The sequence below is a fragment of the Pseudomonas sp. M20 genome (assembly GCF_045037865.1).
Lineage (GTDB): Bacteria > Pseudomonadota > Gammaproteobacteria > Pseudomonadales > Pseudomonadaceae > Aquipseudomonas.
Genome location: NZ_CP173611.1, coordinates 3,534,047 through 3,552,963, shown reverse-complemented (window position 1 = coordinate 3,552,963; position 18,917 = coordinate 3,534,047). Strand labels below are relative to the sequence as shown.

The 18,917-nt window shown below is 60.5% G+C and carries 12 protein-coding genes; 4 read left to right on the top strand and 8 right to left on the bottom strand.

Going from position 1 to position 18,917, the window contains the following annotated elements; all coding sequences use genetic code 11:
- The first annotated feature begins 68 nt into the window (after positions 1-68).
- Positions 69-1,028 carry an alpha/beta hydrolase gene (locus ACI514_RS15800; protein WP_160057110.1) on the top strand — a complete coding sequence of 320 codons (960 nt, stop codon included), beginning with the start codon at positions 69-71 and terminating at the stop codon, positions 1,026-1,028.
- 905 nt (positions 1,029-1,933) lie between these two features.
- Here the strand turns inward: ACI514_RS15800 and ACI514_RS15795 are convergent.
- The 5 genes from ACI514_RS15795 to pvdM all read right to left on the bottom strand — a co-directional run bounded on the left by ACI514_RS15795 (position 1,934) and on the right by pvdM (position 9,896).
- Positions 1,934-4,396 carry a TonB-dependent siderophore receptor gene (locus ACI514_RS15795; RefSeq protein WP_160057111.1) on the bottom strand — a complete coding sequence of 821 codons (2,463 nt, stop codon included), beginning with the start codon at positions 4,394-4,396 and terminating at the stop codon, positions 1,934-1,936.
- Between the two features lie 117 nt (positions 4,397-4,513).
- Entirely contained in the window at positions 4,514-6,163 is a 1,650-nt protein-coding gene (locus ACI514_RS15790) for a cyclic peptide export ABC transporter (protein WP_405121998.1), read from the bottom strand.
- Positions 6,164-6,308: 145 nt separating this feature from the next.
- The gene (locus tag ACI514_RS15785; protein ID WP_160057113.1) at positions 6,309-7,217 is read right to left on the bottom strand and encodes a formylglycine-generating enzyme family protein; all 909 of its coding nucleotides are present in this window, start codon (positions 7,215-7,217) and stop codon (positions 6,309-6,311) included.
- Between the two features lie 31 nt (positions 7,218-7,248).
- Positions 7,249-8,529, bottom strand: coding sequence for an aminotransferase class V-fold PLP-dependent enzyme (locus tag ACI514_RS15780; RefSeq protein ID WP_405121997.1), 1,281 nt, complete (start codon positions 8,527-8,529; stop codon positions 7,249-7,251).
- Positions 8,526-9,896, bottom strand: coding sequence for a pyoverdine-tailoring dipeptidase-like protein PvdM (gene pvdM / locus ACI514_RS15775; protein ID WP_405121996.1), 1,371 nt, complete (start codon positions 9,894-9,896; stop codon positions 8,526-8,528). The genes ACI514_RS15780 and pvdM overlap by 4 nt, the downstream gene beginning before the upstream one ends.
- A 252-nt stretch (positions 9,897-10,148) precedes the next feature.
- Between pvdM and ACI514_RS15770 the strand changes: the two genes are divergently transcribed.
- A complete protein-coding gene (locus tag ACI514_RS15770; protein ID WP_405121995.1) occupies positions 10,149-11,768 on the top strand; it encodes a PvdJ/PvdD/PvdP-like protein in 1,620 nt (539 codons plus the stop codon).
- Positions 11,769-11,899: 131 nt separating this feature from the next.
- Here the strand turns inward: ACI514_RS15770 and ACI514_RS15765 are convergent, their stop codons facing one another.
- Genes ACI514_RS15765 through ACI514_RS15755 form a run of 3 tightly spaced genes read right to left on the bottom strand, consistent with a single transcriptional unit; the run spans position 11,900 to position 16,442 of the window.
- The gene (locus ACI514_RS15765; protein ID WP_405121994.1) at positions 11,900-13,288 is read right to left on the bottom strand and encodes an efflux transporter outer membrane subunit; all 1,389 of its coding nucleotides are present in this window, start codon (positions 13,286-13,288) and stop codon (positions 11,900-11,902) included.
- Positions 13,289-13,295: 7 nt separating this feature from the next.
- Entirely contained in the window at positions 13,296-15,269 is a 1,974-nt protein-coding gene (locus tag ACI514_RS15760) for a MacB family efflux pump subunit (RefSeq protein ID WP_160057118.1), read from the bottom strand.
- Positions 15,270-16,442, bottom strand: coding sequence for an efflux RND transporter periplasmic adaptor subunit (locus tag ACI514_RS15755; RefSeq protein ID WP_160057119.1), 1,173 nt, complete (start codon positions 16,440-16,442; stop codon positions 15,270-15,272).
- A gap of 322 nt (positions 16,443-16,764) precedes the next feature.
- Between ACI514_RS15755 and ACI514_RS15750 the strand changes: the two genes are divergently transcribed.
- A complete protein-coding gene (locus tag ACI514_RS15750; RefSeq protein ID WP_405121993.1) occupies positions 16,765-17,247 on the top strand; it encodes a sigma-70 family RNA polymerase sigma factor in 483 nt (160 codons plus the stop codon).
- Positions 17,248-17,381: 134 nt separating this feature from the next.
- Complete coding sequence (locus ACI514_RS15745; protein WP_405121992.1) at positions 17,382-18,716, top strand: lysine N(6)-hydroxylase/L-ornithine N(5)-oxygenase family protein; 1,335 nt, start codon at positions 17,382-17,384, stop codon at positions 18,714-18,716.
- Positions 18,717-18,917: the final 201 nt, after the last annotated feature.

Below are 18,917 nucleotides of genomic sequence, written 5' to 3'. Positions count from 1 at the left end.
ACTATGTTCTGAACCTGAAAAAACGGTCGGGCGCCTTTATGGCGCTCGACCTGTCTGGAGAGATACGAATGTCGTTGAACCCTGATATCGCCGCGTTCCTGCAACTGGTCGGCAACGGCCGGGCCAGTGGCAAGCGCGTTGGCATGCATGAGCTGAGCCCGGCAGAGGCTCGCGAACAGTTTGATCAGTCGTCGTTGTTGATGGACGCCGGCGGCGAAGAGCTGGTTGTGGTGGATGAACTGCAATTGCCGGTGCGCGATGGCACGCGTCTGAACGCGCGGATCTACAGCAATCAGCCTTTGAGTAGTGGTGCCGGGCGTCCGGCGCTGTTGTATTTCCATGGTGGCGGTTATGTGGTCGGCAGCCTCGATTCCCACGATTCTCTGTGCCGGGCGTTGGCTTCGATGGCTGATTGTGTGGTGTTGTCGGTGGCGTATCGGCTGGCGCCGGAGTTTCGCTTTCCGACGGCAGCCAACGACGCCCGCGATGCCTGGGACTGGCTGGTGGCCCGTGCTGCGGATCTGGGCATCGATGCCGCGCGTCTGGCGATTGCCGGTGACAGCGTCGGTGGCAGCCTGACCACGGTGCTCGCCGCGCAACTGACGGATGCGGCTGTGCAGCCGCGCTTGCAGGTGCTGATCTATCCGGTCACCGATGCCAGTCGCAGCACGCCTTCCATCGAGCAGTTCGGCGAAGGGTATCTGTTGGAGAAGGCTTCGCTGCAGTGGTTTTATGAGCACTATCAGCGTGATGCCAGTGATCGTCTCGATCCGCGTTTCTCGCCGTTGCTGGCTGAGGTTAACGCTAACGTTGCGCCGGTGCTGTTGGTGTTGGCCGAGTGTGATCCGTTGCACGATGAGGGCGTGGCGTATGCGCGTCACTTGCAGGCGGCGGGGGTTGCGGTGGAGTTGAAGGTTTATGAGGGAATGACCCACGACTTCATGCGCATGGGGGCGATTATTGATGAGGCTGAAGAGGCGCAGGAGCATATTGCTGGGTGCTTGGTAGAGGTGTTTGCTTTGGCTTGACGAGGGGGGGGGGGAATATCCGTTGCTGCGGGTGTTGCTGATTAGGGTTCCGCCCTTACGGCGGGTCACTTTTTCCAGACGCCGAAAAAGTAACCAAAAAGGCTTGCTCCTGCGTGCGGCCCGCTCGCTGGGGCTCGGGGTTCCTTCGCTGCGGGATCGATCCGGGCGCAGCGTCTCCGGTTTGCTTCGCTGCACCTCCTCTCGCTGTGTTTGGCTTCGCCAAACGGTCGCTGCGCTCCCACGCCCGGATCAATCCCTCCACTCAGCCTTCCGATGTCGCCTTACAGATCAAGATCAAGAGCAGGCGAGCTGACACTCGGCCTATTGAGTGGTGAAGAGCACGGCGCGCACGGCTTTTGTTTTTGTGGTGCTCTTGCCCCTCACCCCAGCCCTCTCCCGAGGGAGAGGGAGCCGATTTATGGGCTATTCAAGACCTGAGTTCAACGCGGAATTGCACGTCGGCGTATCCCTCCCAAACAGCCCGATCAGTCCCCTCTCTCTCAGGGAGAGGGCTAGGGTGAGGGGCTCTTGATCTGGCTTTTGATCTGGCTTCGGCTTCGGCTTTTGATCTTTTGCCCCATCGGCAGGCCGAACGGAGGTGTTCATCCGGGGGTAGGCGCGCAGCGCCGTTCGACGAAGTCGAACACATCGAGAGGAGGTGCAGCGAAGCAAACCGTAGGCGATGCCCCCGGATGGACACCGTAGCGAGGGAACACTGAGCCTAAGCGAAGTGCCGTACGCCAGGGGCAAAGCCTTTTGCTTACTTTTTGGCGTTTGAAAAAGTGAGTCGCTGTAAGAGCGAAACCGCCAGCGGCAGCACCCGAAGCAACGGATATACACCCAAAACCCAAGATCCCCAAAAAAAACGCCGGCAAATGCCGGCGTTTCAGTGAGCGCAAAACGTATTACCAGTTGTAGGTCACGTCAGCAGTCATGGTACGGCCTTCGCCGTAGTAGCAGTCGAGGGTCCCGTTGCACGCGGCAACATACTTCTCGTCGGTGATGTTCTGCAGGTTAGCCTGCAGCTTCACACCTTTGACATGTAGAGGCGATTTTTCCAGATCATAGGAAACCATCGCGTCATACACGGTGTACGACGGTACCTGGAAGGAATCCGACTCGTAGTCCGAGCCGTAGCTTTGTTGTACGTAACGAGCACCCAGGCCCATGCCGAAACCGGCCAGAGCAGTAGAAATGTCGAAGTCGTAGTTGATCCACGCCGATGCGGTCAGCGGCGGAGCCATGGCCACGGTGCGACCTTCGCGACCATCGTTGGCGCTGTGCCACTTGGTCTGGTTACGCGACACGGCGGCCAGTACGCGCAGGTTCTGCGTGACATTGACCTTGCCTTCCAACTCTACGCCACGCGAACGCACCGTACCGCTCTGCACGCTGAACCCCGGGTTGTTGAGGTCGGTGGTCAGCATGTTGTCCTGGTCGATCTGGTAAGCCGACAGCTGAATGAAACCGTCGACGAAGGTCGGTTCGTACTTGATACCGACTTCGTACTGCTTGCCGGTGGTCGGTTCGAACGCACCACCGCCGATGTCAGTACCGGTTTGCGGCAGGAACGATTCGGCGTAGCTCACGTAAGGGGTGATGCCGTTCTCGAACTCGTAGCCAAGGCCGGCGCGACCGGTGAACTTCTCGTCTTTCTGGTTGCTGTGACCACCGGTCAGCGGTTGCTTGTTGTCGGTTTCGGCGAAGTCGTAACGACCGCCGAGGGTCAGGAACCACTGGTTCCAGCGCAGTTGATCCTGAGCGTACAGACCGGTCTGGGTGATGGTGTTATCCCATTTGTACGGCTGGCGGAAGTTGATCGCGCTGCCATACACCGGGTTGTACAGGTCGATACCCGGAGCAGTGCGGTCATACAGGCCAAGGAACTTCGAGTTGAAGTGGTAGTAGTCCACGCCCAACAGCACGGTGTGGTCGATATCGGCAGTCTTGAACTTGGCCTGGGCAATGTTATCGAGGCCGTAGACCTTGTTGTGCTGCGACCAGTCCACGGCGTAACGGCTCTGGAAGCTGCTGTCGTTGAGGCCGGTGACCGGGTTGGTCGGGAACGAATAGCCGTGCAGCGGCGCGACGTACTGGTCGTTGACGTCGGCGTAACGGGCATTCTGCTTGAAGGTCCAGACGTCGTTGAGTTCGTGAGCGATTTCGTAACCGACGACAAACTGCTCGCGATGGTATTTGTTCACGTCCGGCTCGCCGATGAAGCGGCTGCGGCTGATGCGACCATTGGAGGTGCTCTTGACTGTGCCGAACGCTGGCAGGCCCTGGGCTTCCGGTACGTCGTGGTCCTTCTGGTACTGGCCGAACACGGTGATGGTGGTGCGGTCGTTCGGCAGCCAGGTCAGGCTTGGCGCCAGCATCATGCGGTTCTGGCTGGCGTAGTCGATGGCCGAGTTGCTGTCGTTGACCACACCGGTCAGGCGATAGAGGAATTCACCCTGATCGTCGATCGGGCCGCCGAGGTCGAAGGCACCGTAGGCGCGGTCGTAGCTGCCGCCACCGATCTTCACTTCGTGCAGCGGTGTCGCGGTCGGACGCTTGCTGACCATGTTGACGATGCCGCCAGGCTGGTTCTGACCATAGAGCACCGAGGCCGGACCTTTGAGCACTTCGATGCGCTCCAGGGTGTATGGGTCGATCTGCAGCGAACCGCCGGTGCTGCCGCCGCCGTAAGGCATGTGCAGGCCGTCGAGGTACAGCGGAGTCGGGGAGAAGCCGCGGGAAGTCGGCTCGTCAAAAATCTTCACGCGGTCGGCGAATCCGCCACCAGTGATGCCCGGGGTATAACGCAGGGCCTCGGTGACCGATTGCGAACCGCGCATCTTGATTTCGTCCTGGGTGACGACGTTGATCGTCTGCGGGATGACCTTGATTGCCGTATCGGTTTTCGAACCCGTGGCGCTGCGTTTGGCGACGATCCCGTCGACCGGACCCCAGGCCGATTCCGCGGTGGCGGAGATGTTGGTCGGTGCCAGATCCAGACTGGCGCCGCTGTTGCTGCGCGAGCGCAACGCGACGTTATTGCCTTCAACGCTGTAGGCAATGTCGGTGCCGTTGAGCAACTGCGCGATGGCGGCAGTCGGTTCCAGGTTGCCGCTGACCGCGCTGCTGCGCAGACCACTCACTTCATCCGGGCTGTACAGCACCTGAAGGTTGGTCTGGCGGCCGAATTCCTGCAAAGCGCTCCCCAGCGACTGGGCAGGAATATTGATCGCCACGGCCGCAGCCTGCGCCTGGCCGATCATCGGCAAGGTCAGAACCATGGCGCACAGCGCTGGCAACGTGGAACGGAAAGAACGGCGGATCAGCAGAGCCTTGGCGAGCGGGTGGAGTCCGTGCGGTGCGGGCATTATTCTTCTACTCTTCAAAGTGTTGACTGAGAACTATTTCTATTAACTGTAAATAAGACGTTGAACCTTCCGAAAACCGGAAAGGCTCAACGCACTTTTTTTACAAATTTTTCACAATCAGGCGGGTTGAAGCTCGGTGACCACTTTGCCGGCGCTCATGCGCACCAATTGGTCGGCGACATCGAAGTAACGATCGTCGTGGGAAATGACGATGATGGTTTTGCCCAGACGCTTCAGGTCAGGCAGCAGCTCGGTGTAGAAAATGCGGCGGAAGGTCGGGTCCTGGTCGGCGGCCCATTCGTCGAACACCAGCACCGGACGCTCTTCCAGCCATGCGTTGATCAACGCCAGACGCTTGCGCTGGCCGGTGGACAGGTCGGTGGTGGTGAACGAACCGTCACGCACGCTGACCTTGTGGGCGATTTCCAGACGCTGCAGGTATTTGTTGGCGTCTTCCGGGATATGCGTGTCGCCCTGGACCACGTCGTCGAACAAGTAATAGTCGGCGAAAATCGTCGTGAACAACTGACGATAATCATCGCGGGTCGCGGCGTCGATGATCTGCTGGTTGAGGCGGATCTCACCCTGTTGCGGCGCGTACAGGCCCAGCAACAGCTTGATCAGAGTGGTCTTGCCACAGCCGTTTTCACCGACGATGAAAATGATGTCGCCCTGTTCGATTTTCAGGTTCACCGGGCCCAGACGAAACGGCGATGCACCTTCCACGGTGGGGAAGCTGTACGACACGTCGGTCAGTTCCAGACTGTGCACGACTTTGTTTTTCGGGCCTTGCTCGCTGAGCAGCAGGTGTGGTTCGGGCGAAGAAAATTGCTCCGACAGTTCGGCGATGCGGCGAAACGCGATCTGTGCGCGGCTGACAATTGGCAAAGTGCTGATCAAATGTTCCAGCGGACCTTTCATGTACAGCAACACCAGCACGAAGCCGCTGATCACCGCTTTATCGGCGCTCGGCCATAGCGATTGCAAGCCCAGCGCCAAACCGATGACCACGAAAAACAGCATCGAACCCAGGGTTTTGGCAATGACGAACGTATTCACCGAGCGTACCTGGGTGTCGCAGATCTTGTTCGCCGTTCCTTCGATGCCGGCAACGAACATGCGGTGCCGGCGCGGGCGGTGGATGCGCAGTTCTTTCGCGCCTTCAGCCACGGCGTGGTAGTTTTTCTGCAACTCGTCTTCGTAGTCGCGGGCCTTCATGAAGCCCTGCATGCCACGCCCGCGAGCAATGTACTGAATGATCGTGCTCAGCAGAATCGCGACCACCACCATCAAAAACATCGGCCATGACAACATCGCCAGATAGCCCATGCAGCCCAGGGTGACGGTCATGGAAATCGCCAGCGGGGCGAAAGCGAAAGCGAAGTCGCTGATGGTGTCGACGTCGTGGGTCAGCACCGGGATCAGCCGATGGCTGCGATAGCGCTCGATCTGTTCAATGGGGGCCGAGAGGACTTTCTCGCCCAGCTCCTTACGCAGTTTGGCAATGATGTGCTGGCCGACATAGTTGGTACCGATGTCGGAGAAAATCGAACTGGTCAGGGCCAGCAGGCACAACCCGGCGAAGAGCGCGACCATGGTGTTGCTCAGGTCGCCCTCGGTGTGCAGCACGCTGTTGATGGTCGCCAGCAACGCGGTGACACTCAGACCGCCGACCATACCGAGCAGGGTCGAGACGGTCACAATCAGCCGAAAGGGTTTGAGCAGGGCGAACAATTCTTTGATCACCCCGCGTGTTGGTTTGCTCATGGAGGTTCCCTGCTTGAAAGAGCGGCGAAGGCCGCTATTGATCGCGGACTTCGCCTGGATGACGTAGAGGGCGGTGGCGCACCGTGGCGGTTCGCGCTCACCTGTAAAACGACTGGCGGGACGGCTAATTTAGCCGGCGATGGCGTTACAGATCGCGGGCGACGCGAAAGCCGATCCAGTCGCCGCGCGTGTCGGTGTAGGTGGCATTGCGGTTACCGGAGCGGGAGAACACTGGCGCTTCGCCCCAGTCGTTGCCTCGGATGCGGCGGATCTCGCATTTGCCGCTCAGCCAGGCGCTGCCGTCGCTCGGTGCGCCGACGTAGTTTTCGTTGTAGCAGTCGGCGGTCCATTCATAGATGTTGCCGTGCATGTCGTACACGCCGAAGGCATTGGCTGGAAAGCTGCCGGCCGGCGCCGTGAAGTTGTAGCCATCGGCGGCGCCGTAAGTGTTGGCGTGTTTGGCGATGCTGTATTCCTTCCCCTCATCGAATGGGAAGGGGAACGGCCCGGTGCTGCCACCACGTGCGGCGTATTCACGCAGGGATTCGCTGACCAGTCGATATTGCTTGCCGGTCTTTTTCGACAGCCACGCCACGTACGCTTCGATTTCAGGAAAGTCCATGCACACTGCTGGGTGCTTGTCGGTGTACTGTTTGCGCGGGTCGCTGCCCTGATAGTCGGGAATGCCGGCCTTGCACGCACGACCTGGACGCGTGTCGCCGTCGGGCATTTTGTAGCCGCTGTCCTTGAGGTAGGCATCCCACTCGCCGCGCAGTACCTGAAAACGGCTGATCGCCAGCGGCTGGGCAAACGTCACCGGGTGCATCGGGCCTTCGTCAGGCTCGCGGCCGACTTCATCGTCCGGGGTGCCCATGGTGAAGGTGCCGGTGGGCAGCACGACCATTTCCGGGCAGTCCTTGCAGTCCTTGAACACCTTGCCCGGCGCCGGTGGTGTGGCAGCCTGGGCAGCGCCAGGCAGCAGGCCGGCGGCGAGGGCGGTGAGCATCAGCGCCGGCAGGGTCTTGAGAGGAAAACGACGCAGTTCACTGTTCATGGCGGGTCTCGCTAAAAGAAAAAGGGAGCGCTCAGAGGGCTTGGTCGAGCACGGCCAGCAGACGGTCGATTTGTGCTTCGTCGTTGAGCAGCCCGGGGGCGGTGCGGATCACCGGGCCGACATCGCGGTGGACGGCATCGGCGACCACACGGTTGGCCATCAGGTGCGCAGCGATCTTGTCGCTGTCCTTGCCCTTGACCCGGAAGAATGTGAAACCGGCGGACAGCGCAGGACTCAACGGCGTGACGAGTTCGATTTGCGGACGTTGTTGCAGGCGCTGTTTCAAGTAACTGTTGAGCGCGTGAATGCGTGCTTCGACATCAGCCTTGCCCAGTTGCAGGTGCAACTTGAACGCCTCGTCCAGTGCCCAGCGATGCTCGAACGCGTGGTAGCCACCCGGGGTCATGGTGGTGGAAAACGCTGTGGCTTCGGAGAACGTCGGAATAACCGGCGTGACGTATCTGACGTCTTCGAAGCGGCTGCAGATGATCCCGGTACCGCGTGGGCCGAACATCCATTTATGTGTGCCGGCGATGAAGAAGTCGCAGTTCATTTGCGCGAAGTTGAGGTTGTCCACGCCGAAGCCGTGCACGCCGTCGACCACATAGACGATCCGGTCGGCATCGCTGCGACCGCGATTGTGCTTGTCGACGATTGCGCCGATCTCGCCGATTGGCAGTTTCAGGCCGCTGCCCGAATGTACCCAGCACATGCCCAGCACGCGGGTTTCGGGGCGTATGGCGTTGTCGATGTTGGCGAGGATTTCGGCTTTGCTGGCGCTGTACACATCCTTGAACAACGGGATCTTGCGCACCCGCGTGCCATCGCGTTCGGTGCGCAAGGCGAGGATGGTGTGGGTGGCGTAATGTTCGTGGACGGTGGTGAGAATTTCCTGGTCGGCGCGCACATGCACGCCGCCATAAATCGTCGCCAGGCCTTCGGTGGTGCTGCCGGTCAGCGCGATCTGCTTGGCGTTGGCCTGCAAGTAGCGAGCGGCCCAGACCCGCACGTTTTCCTCGCGCTGTTCGATCACGCCCAGGTCCCAATCCATCGCCAGACCGGGGTTTTTGTCGAGGGCCGCGCGATGCTGCTCGATGGCCTCGCGCACCGGTTTGGGGTGCGAGGTGATCAGAAAATTGGAGAAGTGCAGCCAGTCCGGGTCCTGATCGAACAGCTGTTGCAGCTGCGCCCACTTGTTGCGCGGCAGCGGCGCAACGGCTGAAGCACTGGCGAGCGTGGGCAGGCTCGCACCCAGTGGCAGCGCCGCAGCCAGTATCCCGGCCTGCTTGAGAAAAGCACGACGATTGCTCATGGCCTAGCGGTTCCCGGTGCAGCGGCCAGTGCCGGTTTCGCGGCTTTCTCGACCTGATCCCAGACCCGCAGGAAGTTGCCGCCCCACAGTTTGGCGATATCCGCCTCGGAATAACCGCGCGAGATCAACTCGGCGGTGACGTTACGGATCTCGCCAACGTTCTCGAAACCTTTGACGCCGCCACCTTCGTTGAAGTCGGAGCTGATGCCGACATGATCGATGCCGATCTTGCGCACCGCGTAATCGATGGCGTCGCCCAGGTCCTTGAGGCTGGCTTTCGGCTCTTCTTCGAGGATGCCGTAGAGGCGGCCAGCGTACTGGCCGAACTTCTGTTCGGACCACGCGGCAATGATCGGATCACCGGGCATCAACGCCATGGCCAGGTTTGGCAGGGGCGGCAGATCGAAGTCCTTGCGCATCTCATTGAGTTTGTCTTGCGTGGTCTGCGTCAGTGGGCGCAGGTATTGCGAGAATGCGACGATCTGCACCACGCCGCCACTGTTCTTGATCAGCTGCATTTCCTTGTCGCTGAGGTTGCGTGGAATATCGACCATCGCGCGTGGCGCCGAGTGCGAGGCGATCAGCGGCGTGCGGCTCAGTTGCGCGACTTGCTCAAGGGCCTTGGTCGACATTTGCGAGACGTCGATGATCACGCCCAGATCGTTCAGGCGCTTGACCGCTTGCTTGCCCAGATCCGAGAGACCGTCGAGGGCGTCCGGTGAATCATTGAGGAACGGCAACGGACGCGATGAATCAGCCCAGTCGTTATTGCCGATGTAGCTGAAACCGAACATGCGCATGCCGCGCGCCGTCCACATATCCAGCAGGCTCAGATCGTGGCCCAGCGGGTAGGCGTTGAGCATGCTGATGAAAATCGCGAATTTGCCTTCGCCGTGCAGACGACGGAAATCATCCGGGGTGTAGGCGATGGCGACCTGATTGGGATAGTCGCGGACCATGCCGGAGATGATCTTGAAGCGAATTTCCTGCTGGTTGCGCGCCTCGTCAACGAAGCCGGGTGTTGGCTTGTGCGGTGCGTTCGGACCGTTCCACATTTCTGGCCAGCCGAAGATGGTCAGTGCCGCGCCGGACAGGCGACCGCGATTGGCTTTGGCCAGATCGAACTGGCCGTCACCGTCCTTGTCGGCCTCGTGGCCGTCGGTGCCGAAGTTCTGCGTCAGGCTGACATGGCTATCGAAAGAGAGCATGCGTTCGTGCAGCTCATCTGCCTGTTTCATGACTTTGACCGGGTAGCCCAGGTCATCCTTGAACCAGTGTTGCCATACGGCAAAGCCTGCGCCGGCGCTGATCGCCAAGGCTAACGGCAGGCCAATGAATAGAGCCTTTTTCGAACGTGGTTTTGTCATTGCCATCTCAGTCGGGTTCGCCATTGAGGTGCAGGCGCGGGGGCCTTTGCTATCTGGGAAGAACGAGTGGATGGCCGTGGAATTTAGGTTGCCAGGTTAAAAGATCGCAGCCTTTGGCAGCTCCTACAGGGATATACATTCCATGTAGGAGCTGCCAAAGGCTGCGATCTTTTCAAACCCACATAAATTTACCTGCGCAACAAACGTTCTAGCTTGGATAAAGCCTGCTTCATGGCTGACACAGGTAGGGCAATGAAGATTTCTCGACGATGGTTCATGGCAGGCCTGGCGCTGACTGGCGCTGCCGTGCCGGCGGCTTATTTTGGGCATCGTGAATGGACGAAGCCGGATCCGACGATCACGCCGGGCGAGGCCTCTTTTGATGTGGCGGACATGGCCGGTCAGCGCCTGGCGAACGCCTTGCGCGGGGTCTGGGATATCCGTTTCGAAGGCGCTGACGCGGGCCTTGCAGGCTTGCCGCAGAAAGGTCTGCAGGTGCTTCTCGACATTGGCCATAAAGGTCGGGGCGTGTGCGGTTTTCTCGATACGCCGGAGCGTTTGCGCTCTGGCGAAACACCTCGTTACCGAATTCTCGGTGATCTGGCCAAGGCCGATGCGGCGAAACTGAGTTGGCGGTTGATCGGCGCTGATGGCCAGATCAGCTATGAGCTGGACATGATCCTCGATGAGGTCTGGGCCGATTTCGGCAATGCCGGCAGCGGCACTCTCAGCGGCAAAGCGCTGCGCCTCGACCGGCCGTTGAATTTGCCTGCGCAGGACAACCGCTTCGTCGCGGTCAAGCAGCTGTTTCCCGAAGCCCGCGAGCGCACGCCGCTGAACGCGACGCTGCTGGCGTGGTTGATTTCTCCTGAGCATCGCCTGTTCCACCAGTTGTGGCATGCGACGCGCGACAAATGGCACAAGCTTCCCGAGGACAAGCGCGAGGCGCTGCGCGGGATTGGCTGGCAGCCCGGGCCGCGTGACAAGGAGCGAGATGCCCGTGGCCCGCGCAAAGATCGCAACGGCTCCGGCGTGGACTTCTTTTTCATGCACCGGCACATGCTCGGTACGGCGCGTTCCATGCAGGACCTGCCGTCCTGGGAGTATTTCCCGCTACCGCAGCCGGAGTTGATCCGCGATCGCATCGGTTTCGCCCGCTACTTCGACAACCACGACGGCACGGCTTTGCCGCCAACGTGGACGGCGGCGGGCGACGATGAGTTCAGTCAGTGGGTCAGCGACATCAAGACTGCTGAAACCTATGAAAGCAACTTCCAGGTCTGGGAGTCGCAATACCGCGATCCGGCGTATCTGGCGAAACTCACGTTGGGGCAGTTCGGCTCCGAAGTGGAGCTGGGGCTGCACGACTGGCTGCACATGCGTTGGGCTTCGGTGCCGCGCGATCCTTCCAATGGGCAACCGGTGCCGTTTGCACGGGATCCGGCAGACTTCGCTGCGCGCTGGTACAACGCTGAAAACGACTTCCTCGGTGACCCGTTTTCATCCCACGTCAACCCGGCGTTCTGGCACTTTCATGGCTGGATCGACGATCGCATCGAAGACTGGTTCCGCGCCCATGAGCGTTTTCATCCGGGTGAAGTCAGCCGCCTGCAGGTCAATGGCGTGCAGTGGTTTGCGCCGGGGCGTTGGGTCGAGGTTGATGATCCGTGGCTGGGGCCGATCACCCATGGCTGCAGCACCACGCCGGGTCTGCAGGTGGGCAAGTCGGTGGAAATGGATCCGGAAACCATGAAACTGGCGCTGCGCATCACCTTCATCACCGACGAAGAAAAACTTGCCGGGCTGTTCCGCCGCGTGCCGCAACGACCGTGGTATGCGCGCAATCTGAAGCCTAAAACCAGCCCGGCTTGAGGGCTGCGTCATCGTTCATTCGCGAGCAGGCTTGCTCCCACAGGATCAGGTGTTGCTCGCAGATTGCGCAAACACAGCCATTCATTGTGGGAGCGAGCCTGCTCGCGAAAGCGGTCTGTCAGGCAACGCTATTACTGCGTCCACCCACCGCCCAGCGCCTTGTACAGCGCAATGCTTGCCTGCACTCGTGACAGCCGCAGTTGCGCATTCTGGTCCTGCGCGGCATACAGCGTGCGCTGGTTTTCCAATACCGTGAGCAAATCTTCAGCACCGGCCTCGTATCGACTTTGCGCAATGTTGAAAGCGGTCTGCGCCTGATTCAATTCTTCGTTCTGCCACAACCGCTGCTCGTCCAGCCGACGAATGCTGTTGAGGGCTTTTTCCACGTCGGCGAAACCGTTAATGATCGCGCCACGATAGGTTTCCAGCAGCTCTTGCTGGCGTGCCGTGGCCTTGTCGCGTTCCGCGCCGAGGCGACCGTTGTTGAAGATCGGTGCGACCAGCCCGGCGGTCAGGTTGTAGAAAGGGCTGCGAATCAAATCGTCGAACTGGTTGGCGCCTGAGCCGAGCTGGGCGGTCAGGGTCAGTGCTGGCAACATCGCCGCTCGGGCGACTTTGACGTCAGCTTCGGCGGCGGCCAGTTGCGCTTCGGCGCGAGCAATGTCCGGACGATGAGTGAGCAACTCGCTGGGCACGCCGGCGGCAATATCAGGCCATTGCAGGTGATCGAAGGACTCTGTCGGCGACAGTTGCTGCACCGGTCTGCCGAGCAGGGCGGCGAGGCTGATCAACGCTTCCTGGGCTTGCTGTTGCACGCGCGGCAATTGCCACTGCTGGGCGGCGACCAGGCTCTTCTGCTGTGCCAGTTCCAGCGCGGTCGCCGAGCCTGAATCAAAACGCGTCTGCACCAATTTCAGCACGCTTTGTGCGTTGGCCAGATTGAGTTCGGCGATGCGGCTCTGCTCGCGCAGTGACAGGGTTTGCGCATACGTGCTGGCTACGCCGCTGAGCAATGTCAGCTCGACGGTTGCCCGGTCGAATTCGCTGGCCTGCAAAGTGAACTGCGCGCTGTCCCGCGAGGCGCGTTTGCCGCCCCAGAAATCGATTTCGTAAGTGGCGCTCAGATTGGTGTCGAAGTAGTCCACGGCTTTGTTGCTGCTGTTGGCATCGAGCTGGCTGTAGCCATTGCCGCGCAGCAGTTTCTGCCGATTGGCATTGAGCCCGGCCTTGACCTCCGGCAGCAGTGAGCCGCCGGCGATCACCGTGCCGGCCTGCGCCTGGCGCACGCGGGCAACGGCGGCCGCGAGGTCGAAACTGCCGACGCGGGCCTGTTCGATCAGGCGATCCAGCTCGGGGCTGCCGAACTGCGTCCACCACTGCAGGTTGTTGCGGGCGCTGCTGGCGCTGTGCGGCGACTGCCAGATCGCGGGCGCTTGCACGCCACTGTCGGGGCGTTGCACGGGACTGCCGCAGGCGCTGAGGATCAGGCACACGGTCAATAAACTGAGGCGCGGTTTCATAGATCGATCATTCACTGGTAAGGGCCGTGACCGGGTCGAGCCGGGCAGCTTTGCGGGCTGGCATGAAGCCGAAGACAACACCGGTGACAAGGGCGCAGCCGAAAGCGCCGAGCACTGCCATCAACGAGAACGCGACGGCCACTTCGCTCAGAATCAGCACGCCGCCAACGATCAACGCCAGGGCGATGCCGGCAATGCCGCCGACCACCGAGAGCATCACTGCCTCGGTGAGAAACTGGCGCAATATGTCGCGCTGCCGCGCACCGGTGGCCATGCGGATACCGATCTCGCGGGTACGTTCACGCACGGTCATGAGCATGATGTTCATCACGCCGATGCCGCCGACCAGCAGGGAAATCGCGGCAATCGAGCCGAGCATCAGCGACAGGGTATTTTGCGTGCGCGCCTCGGCCTGGATCATTGCGGCATTGTTGGTCAGCTCGAAATCCTTCTTGCCGTTGTGCAAGCGCAGCATGAGCTGCTCGATGGCTTCTTCGGCGTCCTTGACCTTGCGTGCGTCGGTGGCGGCGATGGCCACGTATTCCGGATCGCGGGTGCCGAACAGCCTGACGCTGGCGGCCGAGTAGGGGATGGCGATGCGGTTGTCGCTGTCGGAGTCGCCAGAGCTGGCGCCTTTTTCCGCCAGTACACCGACCACCTGAAACGGTACGTTCTCGATCAGGATGTATTGGCCGATCGGGTTGATCACGTCCTTGAGCAGTTTGCTCCGGACTTTGTGGCCAATCACCGCCACTGCGGCGGCGTTCGCCTCGTCGGCCTCGGTGAAATAGCTGCCTTGCACCACCGGCCAGTTGAAGATCGCCGGGAAGTTGGTGTCGTTGCCGCCGACGTAACTCAAGTGGTCGGCATTGCCGAACCGCACACCGGCCTCGGCGCCGTTGACCGGCATGATCCGTTGCACTTGCGGCAGGCTCGCCAGTGCGCGGACGTCGTCGAGGGTGATGATCCCCGGTGGCGTGCGCGGATTGGGCGCCGAGCCGCTGAGGTAAATGATGTTCGAACCGAACGCGCCCATCTGCGCCATGACCTGACGCTTGCTGCCTTCGCCGACCGCAAGCATTACCACTACCGAGGCTACGCCGATGATGATGCCGAGCAGGGTCAGCGCGGTGCGGAAGCGATTGATCCACATCACCCGCCAAGCGGCGTGCAAGGCGTCGACTAGTTCGCCTTTCCAGGCGCCGGTGGCTTCGGCGCCTTCGACCAGGCGTTTGCGCAGATCGACGGCTTGCAAGGCGCCAGGGTTGGCGCTGGTCTGGGCTTCGGGGTTGTCCTTGGCGCTGTCACTGATGATCAGGCCGTCGCGAATTTCAATGATGCGTTTGGCCCGCGCCGCCACTTCGCGATCGTGGGTGATGAGAATGACGACGTGGCCCTGACTCGCCAGTTCGTCGAGCAGCGCCATGACTTCCTTGCCGCTGTGGCTGTCGAGGGCGCCGGTCGGTTCGTCGGCAAGAATAATGTGGCCGCCGTTCATCAACGCACGGGCAATCGACACCCGTTGTTGCTGGCCGCCCGAGAGCTGGTGCGGACGGTTGCCGGTGCGTGAGGCCAGGCCGAGGCGGTCTAGCAGGGCGGCCGCGCGGGCGTGGCGCTCGGCGGCCGGAGTGCCGGCATAGATCGCCGGCATCTCGACGTTTTCCTGGGCTGAGCCTGACGGAATCAGGTGATAACCCTGGAACACGAAACCAAAGGCTTCGCGGCGCAGCCATGCGAGTTCGTCGCTGTCGAGGCCGGCGACGTTTTCCCCGGCGAAGCGGTATTCGCCGGACGTCGGGCGGTCGAGGCAGCCGAGGATGTTCATCAGTGTCGATTTGCCGGAACCGGATGCGCCGACAATTGCCACGAATTCGCCGGCGTGGATCGACAGGTCGATGCCGCGCAGTACATGAACTTCAGGTGCGTCGCCGCCGCCGTAGGATTTGCGGATGTCCTGCAGATCGATCAAGGGCGTTTGCATTCAACCACCACTGCCGTCAGCGGGGCCGATGAGCAGGTGATCACCTTCGTCAAGTCCTTCGAGAACCTGCACCTTGAGCCGATCGCTGATCCCGGTACGTACCTCGCGCGACTGGATCTTGCCGTTGGCAGCGACCACTTGGGCTGTTTGCAGGTTGGCGGTAGCGCTGCCTTGCAGAGCAGCCACTGGGGCAGTGAGGACGTCCCTGGCCTGATCAGCGACGAAAAACACCTGGGTAGTCATCTCGGCCATCAAGGCGTTATCGGCGTTATCGACGTCGAGCAAAACCGTGTACAGCACGACGCGAGCGCTGCCGCTTTTACTGCTGCTGGCCGGGCTGCCGCCGCCCTGGCTGGTCTGATCGAGCGGTTTTGGTGGCACCGGCAGAATTTGCCGCACGGTGCTGCTCCAGCGCCGGTTGCCGCCGCTGAGGGTGGTGAAATAAGCCGTCATGCCCGGTTTGACATGGCCGATATCTGCCTCGGAAACCTCGGCCCAAACGGTCATCGGTGACAGCTTGGCGATGCGCAGAATCAGCGGCGTCTGCTGTTGCGCGTTGAGGGTCTGGCCTTCGCGGGCATCGAGGGCGACCACGGTGCCGGCCATTGGCGCATAGATCCGCGTGTAGCCGAGCTCGGCCTGATCGCTGCGCAGGCTGGCTTCAGCCTGACGGATTTGCGCCTGGAACATGTCGATGCGCGCTTGCGTGGCTTTCAGTTCGGCGCGGGCGGTCTGCACGTCTTCCTCGCGGGTTGCACCGCCAGCCGCCAGATTCTGTTGGCGCTGATACTTCTGTTGCGCCAATTCGTGCTGGGCACGTTGTTCCTGCAATTGCGCCTTGAGGTTCTCGACCGAGAAGCGGCCGGCGTCAAGCTTGGCCTTTTGCGTTGATGGATCGATTTCCACCAACAACTGTCCTTCCTTGACCACGTCGCCGACTTCGACATGGATTTTCTGAATCTGCCCGGAGGCTTGCGCGCCAACATCCACGTAACGACGCGGTTGCAGTGTGCCAAGCGCGGTGACGCTGCTTTCGATGTCGCCACGGGTCACTTGCACAGTGGTGAATTTATCCCGACCTGGCGGCAGGATCTGCCACGCAGCGTACGCGACAGCGGGGATCAGACAAAGGACTACGAGCAGGGCGCGTCGGGCGGGGCGGGGACGTTTCATGCAGGGTTCCGGCCAGTGAAAATCGGCCCGTCGTTCGGCTGGCACACAGATTCGGGCAGCACTGAACGCTGTCGCAAGGTGCGACAGACACGGGGAGCTGTCCTGTAAACGATGGAAGTGCAGGAGAATTTAACTGCGGACATACGAAGTTACAGCTATAGAGCAGCACTATTTGTCGGTCAACGATAAACACCACTTTAAATCTATATGAGAATTACTATAAATTACGCACCTCAAGTTGCCACTATCTTGCTACTGCGTTTTGCGCAGGGGTCAATCAGTGAGCTCAAGGACAGAACCCGCAGGTTTGCGGCCGGGAGTCATGTTGGAAAACTACTATCGCGAGCTGGTGTGTTTCCTGAACGCCAAGCTCGGCAACCGTCAGGTTGCCGAAGATGTGGTGCATGACGCCTATCTGCGAGTGCTGGAACGTTCCAGCGACACACCGATCGAGCAACCCCGCGCCTTTCTCTACCGAACCGCGCTGAATCTGGTCATCGACGATCATCGGCGCAACGCTTTGCGCCAGGTCGAGTCACTCGACGTGCTCGATAATGAAGAGCGCTATTTCACCCCGTCTCCCCACGGCAACCTTGATCATGGCCAGCGCCTGGAGATGCTTCAGCGTGCGTTGGCCGAGTTGTCACCGCTGTGTCGCGAAAGTTTTCTGCTGCGCAAGATCGAAGGCCTGTCGCACCCGGAAATCGCCCGGCAGCTCGGCATTTCCAAGGCTCTGGTGGAAAAGCACATCGTCAATGCCATGAAGCATTGCCGCCTGCGCATCAAGCAATGGGATGCCCATTGAGCCGTCTGCGTTAAATTTTATTTCACTGTCCTCGTTCCTACTCAACAGACGACCTGCTGTCCTGCTCAAGGCCAGTCAGGTCACTTAGGCTCTCCTTGCCCCTTGTTGAGGGGTTCATCCAGAGGACACTGGAAATGACTCAGGCAATTGCATCGCCCATCGTTCACGACCTGATCGGCGTCGGTTTCGGCCCTTCGAACCTGGCACTGGCCATCGCTCTGCAAGAGCGCGGCCCGACCCAAGGCGAGCTGGATGTGCTGTTCCTCGACAAGCAGGCCAACTACAGCTGGCATGGCAACACCCTGTCGACGCAGAGCGAGTTGCAGATTTCCTTCCTCAAGGATCTGGTGACCCTGCGCAATCCAACCAGCCCGTACTCGTTCGTCAATTACCTCAAATATCACGGTCGTCTGGTCGACTTCATCAACCTCGGCACCTTCTATCCGTGCCGTATGGAGTACAACGACTACCTGCGCTGGGTTGCCGGGCAATTCGCCGAGCAGAGCCGTTACGGCGAAGAAGTGCTGACCATCGAGCCGGTCCTGCACAACCACCAGGTTGAAGCGCTGCGGGTGATTTCCCGTGGCAGCGATGGCCAGCAGCATGTGCGGACCACCCGTTCGGTGGTGGTCAGCGCCGGCGGCACGCCGCGCATTCCGGAGGCGTTCAAGGCGCTGAAGGGCGACACTCGTGTGTTCCACCATTCGCAGTACTTGTCGCAAATGGCCAAGCAGCCATGCGTCAACAATAAACCGATGAGCATCGCGATCATCGGTGGCGGACAGAGTGCGGCGGAAGCCTTTATCGATCTGAACGATTCGTTCCCGTCGGTACAGGTCGACATGATCCTGCGCGGCTCGGCACTCAAGCCTGCCGACGACAGTCCGTTCGTCAACGAAGTGTTCTCCCCGGAGTTCACCGACCTGGTGTTCCAGCAGAACAGCGCCGAGCGTGAGCGTCTGGTCAACGAGTACCACAACACCAACTATTCGGTGGTCGACATCGACCTGATCGAGCGCATCTACGGCATCTTCTATCGTCAGAAGGTGTCCGGGGTTGCCCGTCACGCGTTCCGTACGTTGACCACTGTCGAGAGCGCTACCGCGACCGAAAACGGTATCGAACTGGCCGTGCGCAACAACGCCACCGGCGAAGTCACCGTGCGCAACTACGATGCCGTTGTTCTGGCGACCGGCTACGAACGGCAGATGCACCGCAAACTGCTGGCACCGCTGGAAGAATACCTGGGCGACTTCGAGGTCGATCGCAACTACAAAGTGATCACCGACGAACGCTGCAAGGCCGGCATCTACATGCAGGGCTTCTGCCAGGCCAGCCACGGTCTGAGCGATACGTTGCTATCGGTGCTACCGATTCGTGCGGACGAGATTGCCGGTTCTTTGTATGAGCATGGCAAGAACCGTGGGCATCGTTCGATGGCGGACCTGTTGTTGGCGACTGCCAGCTAAGACCAGCGGCGCTGGAAAGACCGCTATCGCGAGCAGGCTCACTCCTACAATGTTCTGTGTACGCAGGACCAATGTAGGAGTGAGCCTGCTCGCGATGGGGCCTTCGAAAACACCAGAGTTTCACAATCCTGAACCCTTCCTGAACATCCCCCACATTCCCCGACACACCTCCTTTTGCGGGTTTACTCTCCAGACATCGGG

Coding starts and splice junctions, on each gene's coding strand:
- ACI514_RS15800 (WP_160057110.1), top strand. CDS start 69: ATGTCGTTGAACCCTGATATCGCCGCGTTCCTGCAACTGGTCGGCAAC.
- ACI514_RS15795 (WP_160057111.1), bottom strand. CDS start 4,396: ATGCCCGCACCGCACGGACTCCACCCGCTCGCCAAGGCTCTGCTGATC.
- ACI514_RS15790 (WP_405121998.1), bottom strand. CDS start 6,163: ATGAGCAAACCAACACGCGGGGTGATCAAAGAATTGTTCGCCCTGCTC.
- ACI514_RS15785 (WP_160057113.1), bottom strand. CDS start 7,217: ATGAACAGTGAACTGCGTCGTTTTCCTCTCAAGACCCTGCCGGCGCTG.
- ACI514_RS15780 (WP_405121997.1), bottom strand. CDS start 8,529: ATGAGCAATCGTCGTGCTTTTCTCAAGCAGGCCGGGATACTGGCTGCG.
- pvdM (WP_405121996.1), bottom strand. CDS start 9,896: ATGACAAAACCACGTTCGAAAAAGGCTCTATTCATTGGCCTGCCGTTA.
- ACI514_RS15770 (WP_405121995.1), top strand. CDS start 10,149: ATGAAGATTTCTCGACGATGGTTCATGGCAGGCCTGGCGCTGACTGGC.
- ACI514_RS15765 (WP_405121994.1), bottom strand. CDS start 13,288: ATGAAACCGCGCCTCAGTTTATTGACCGTGTGCCTGATCCTCAGCGCC.
- ACI514_RS15760 (WP_160057118.1), bottom strand. CDS start 15,269: ATGCAAACGCCCTTGATCGATCTGCAGGACATCCGCAAATCCTACGGC.
- ACI514_RS15755 (WP_160057119.1), bottom strand. CDS start 16,442: ATGAAACGTCCCCGCCCCGCCCGACGCGCCCTGCTCGTAGTCCTTTGT.
- ACI514_RS15750 (WP_405121993.1), top strand. CDS start 16,765: ATGTTGGAAAACTACTATCGCGAGCTGGTGTGTTTCCTGAACGCCAAG.
- ACI514_RS15745 (WP_405121992.1), top strand. CDS start 17,382: ATGACTCAGGCAATTGCATCGCCCATCGTTCACGACCTGATCGGCGTC.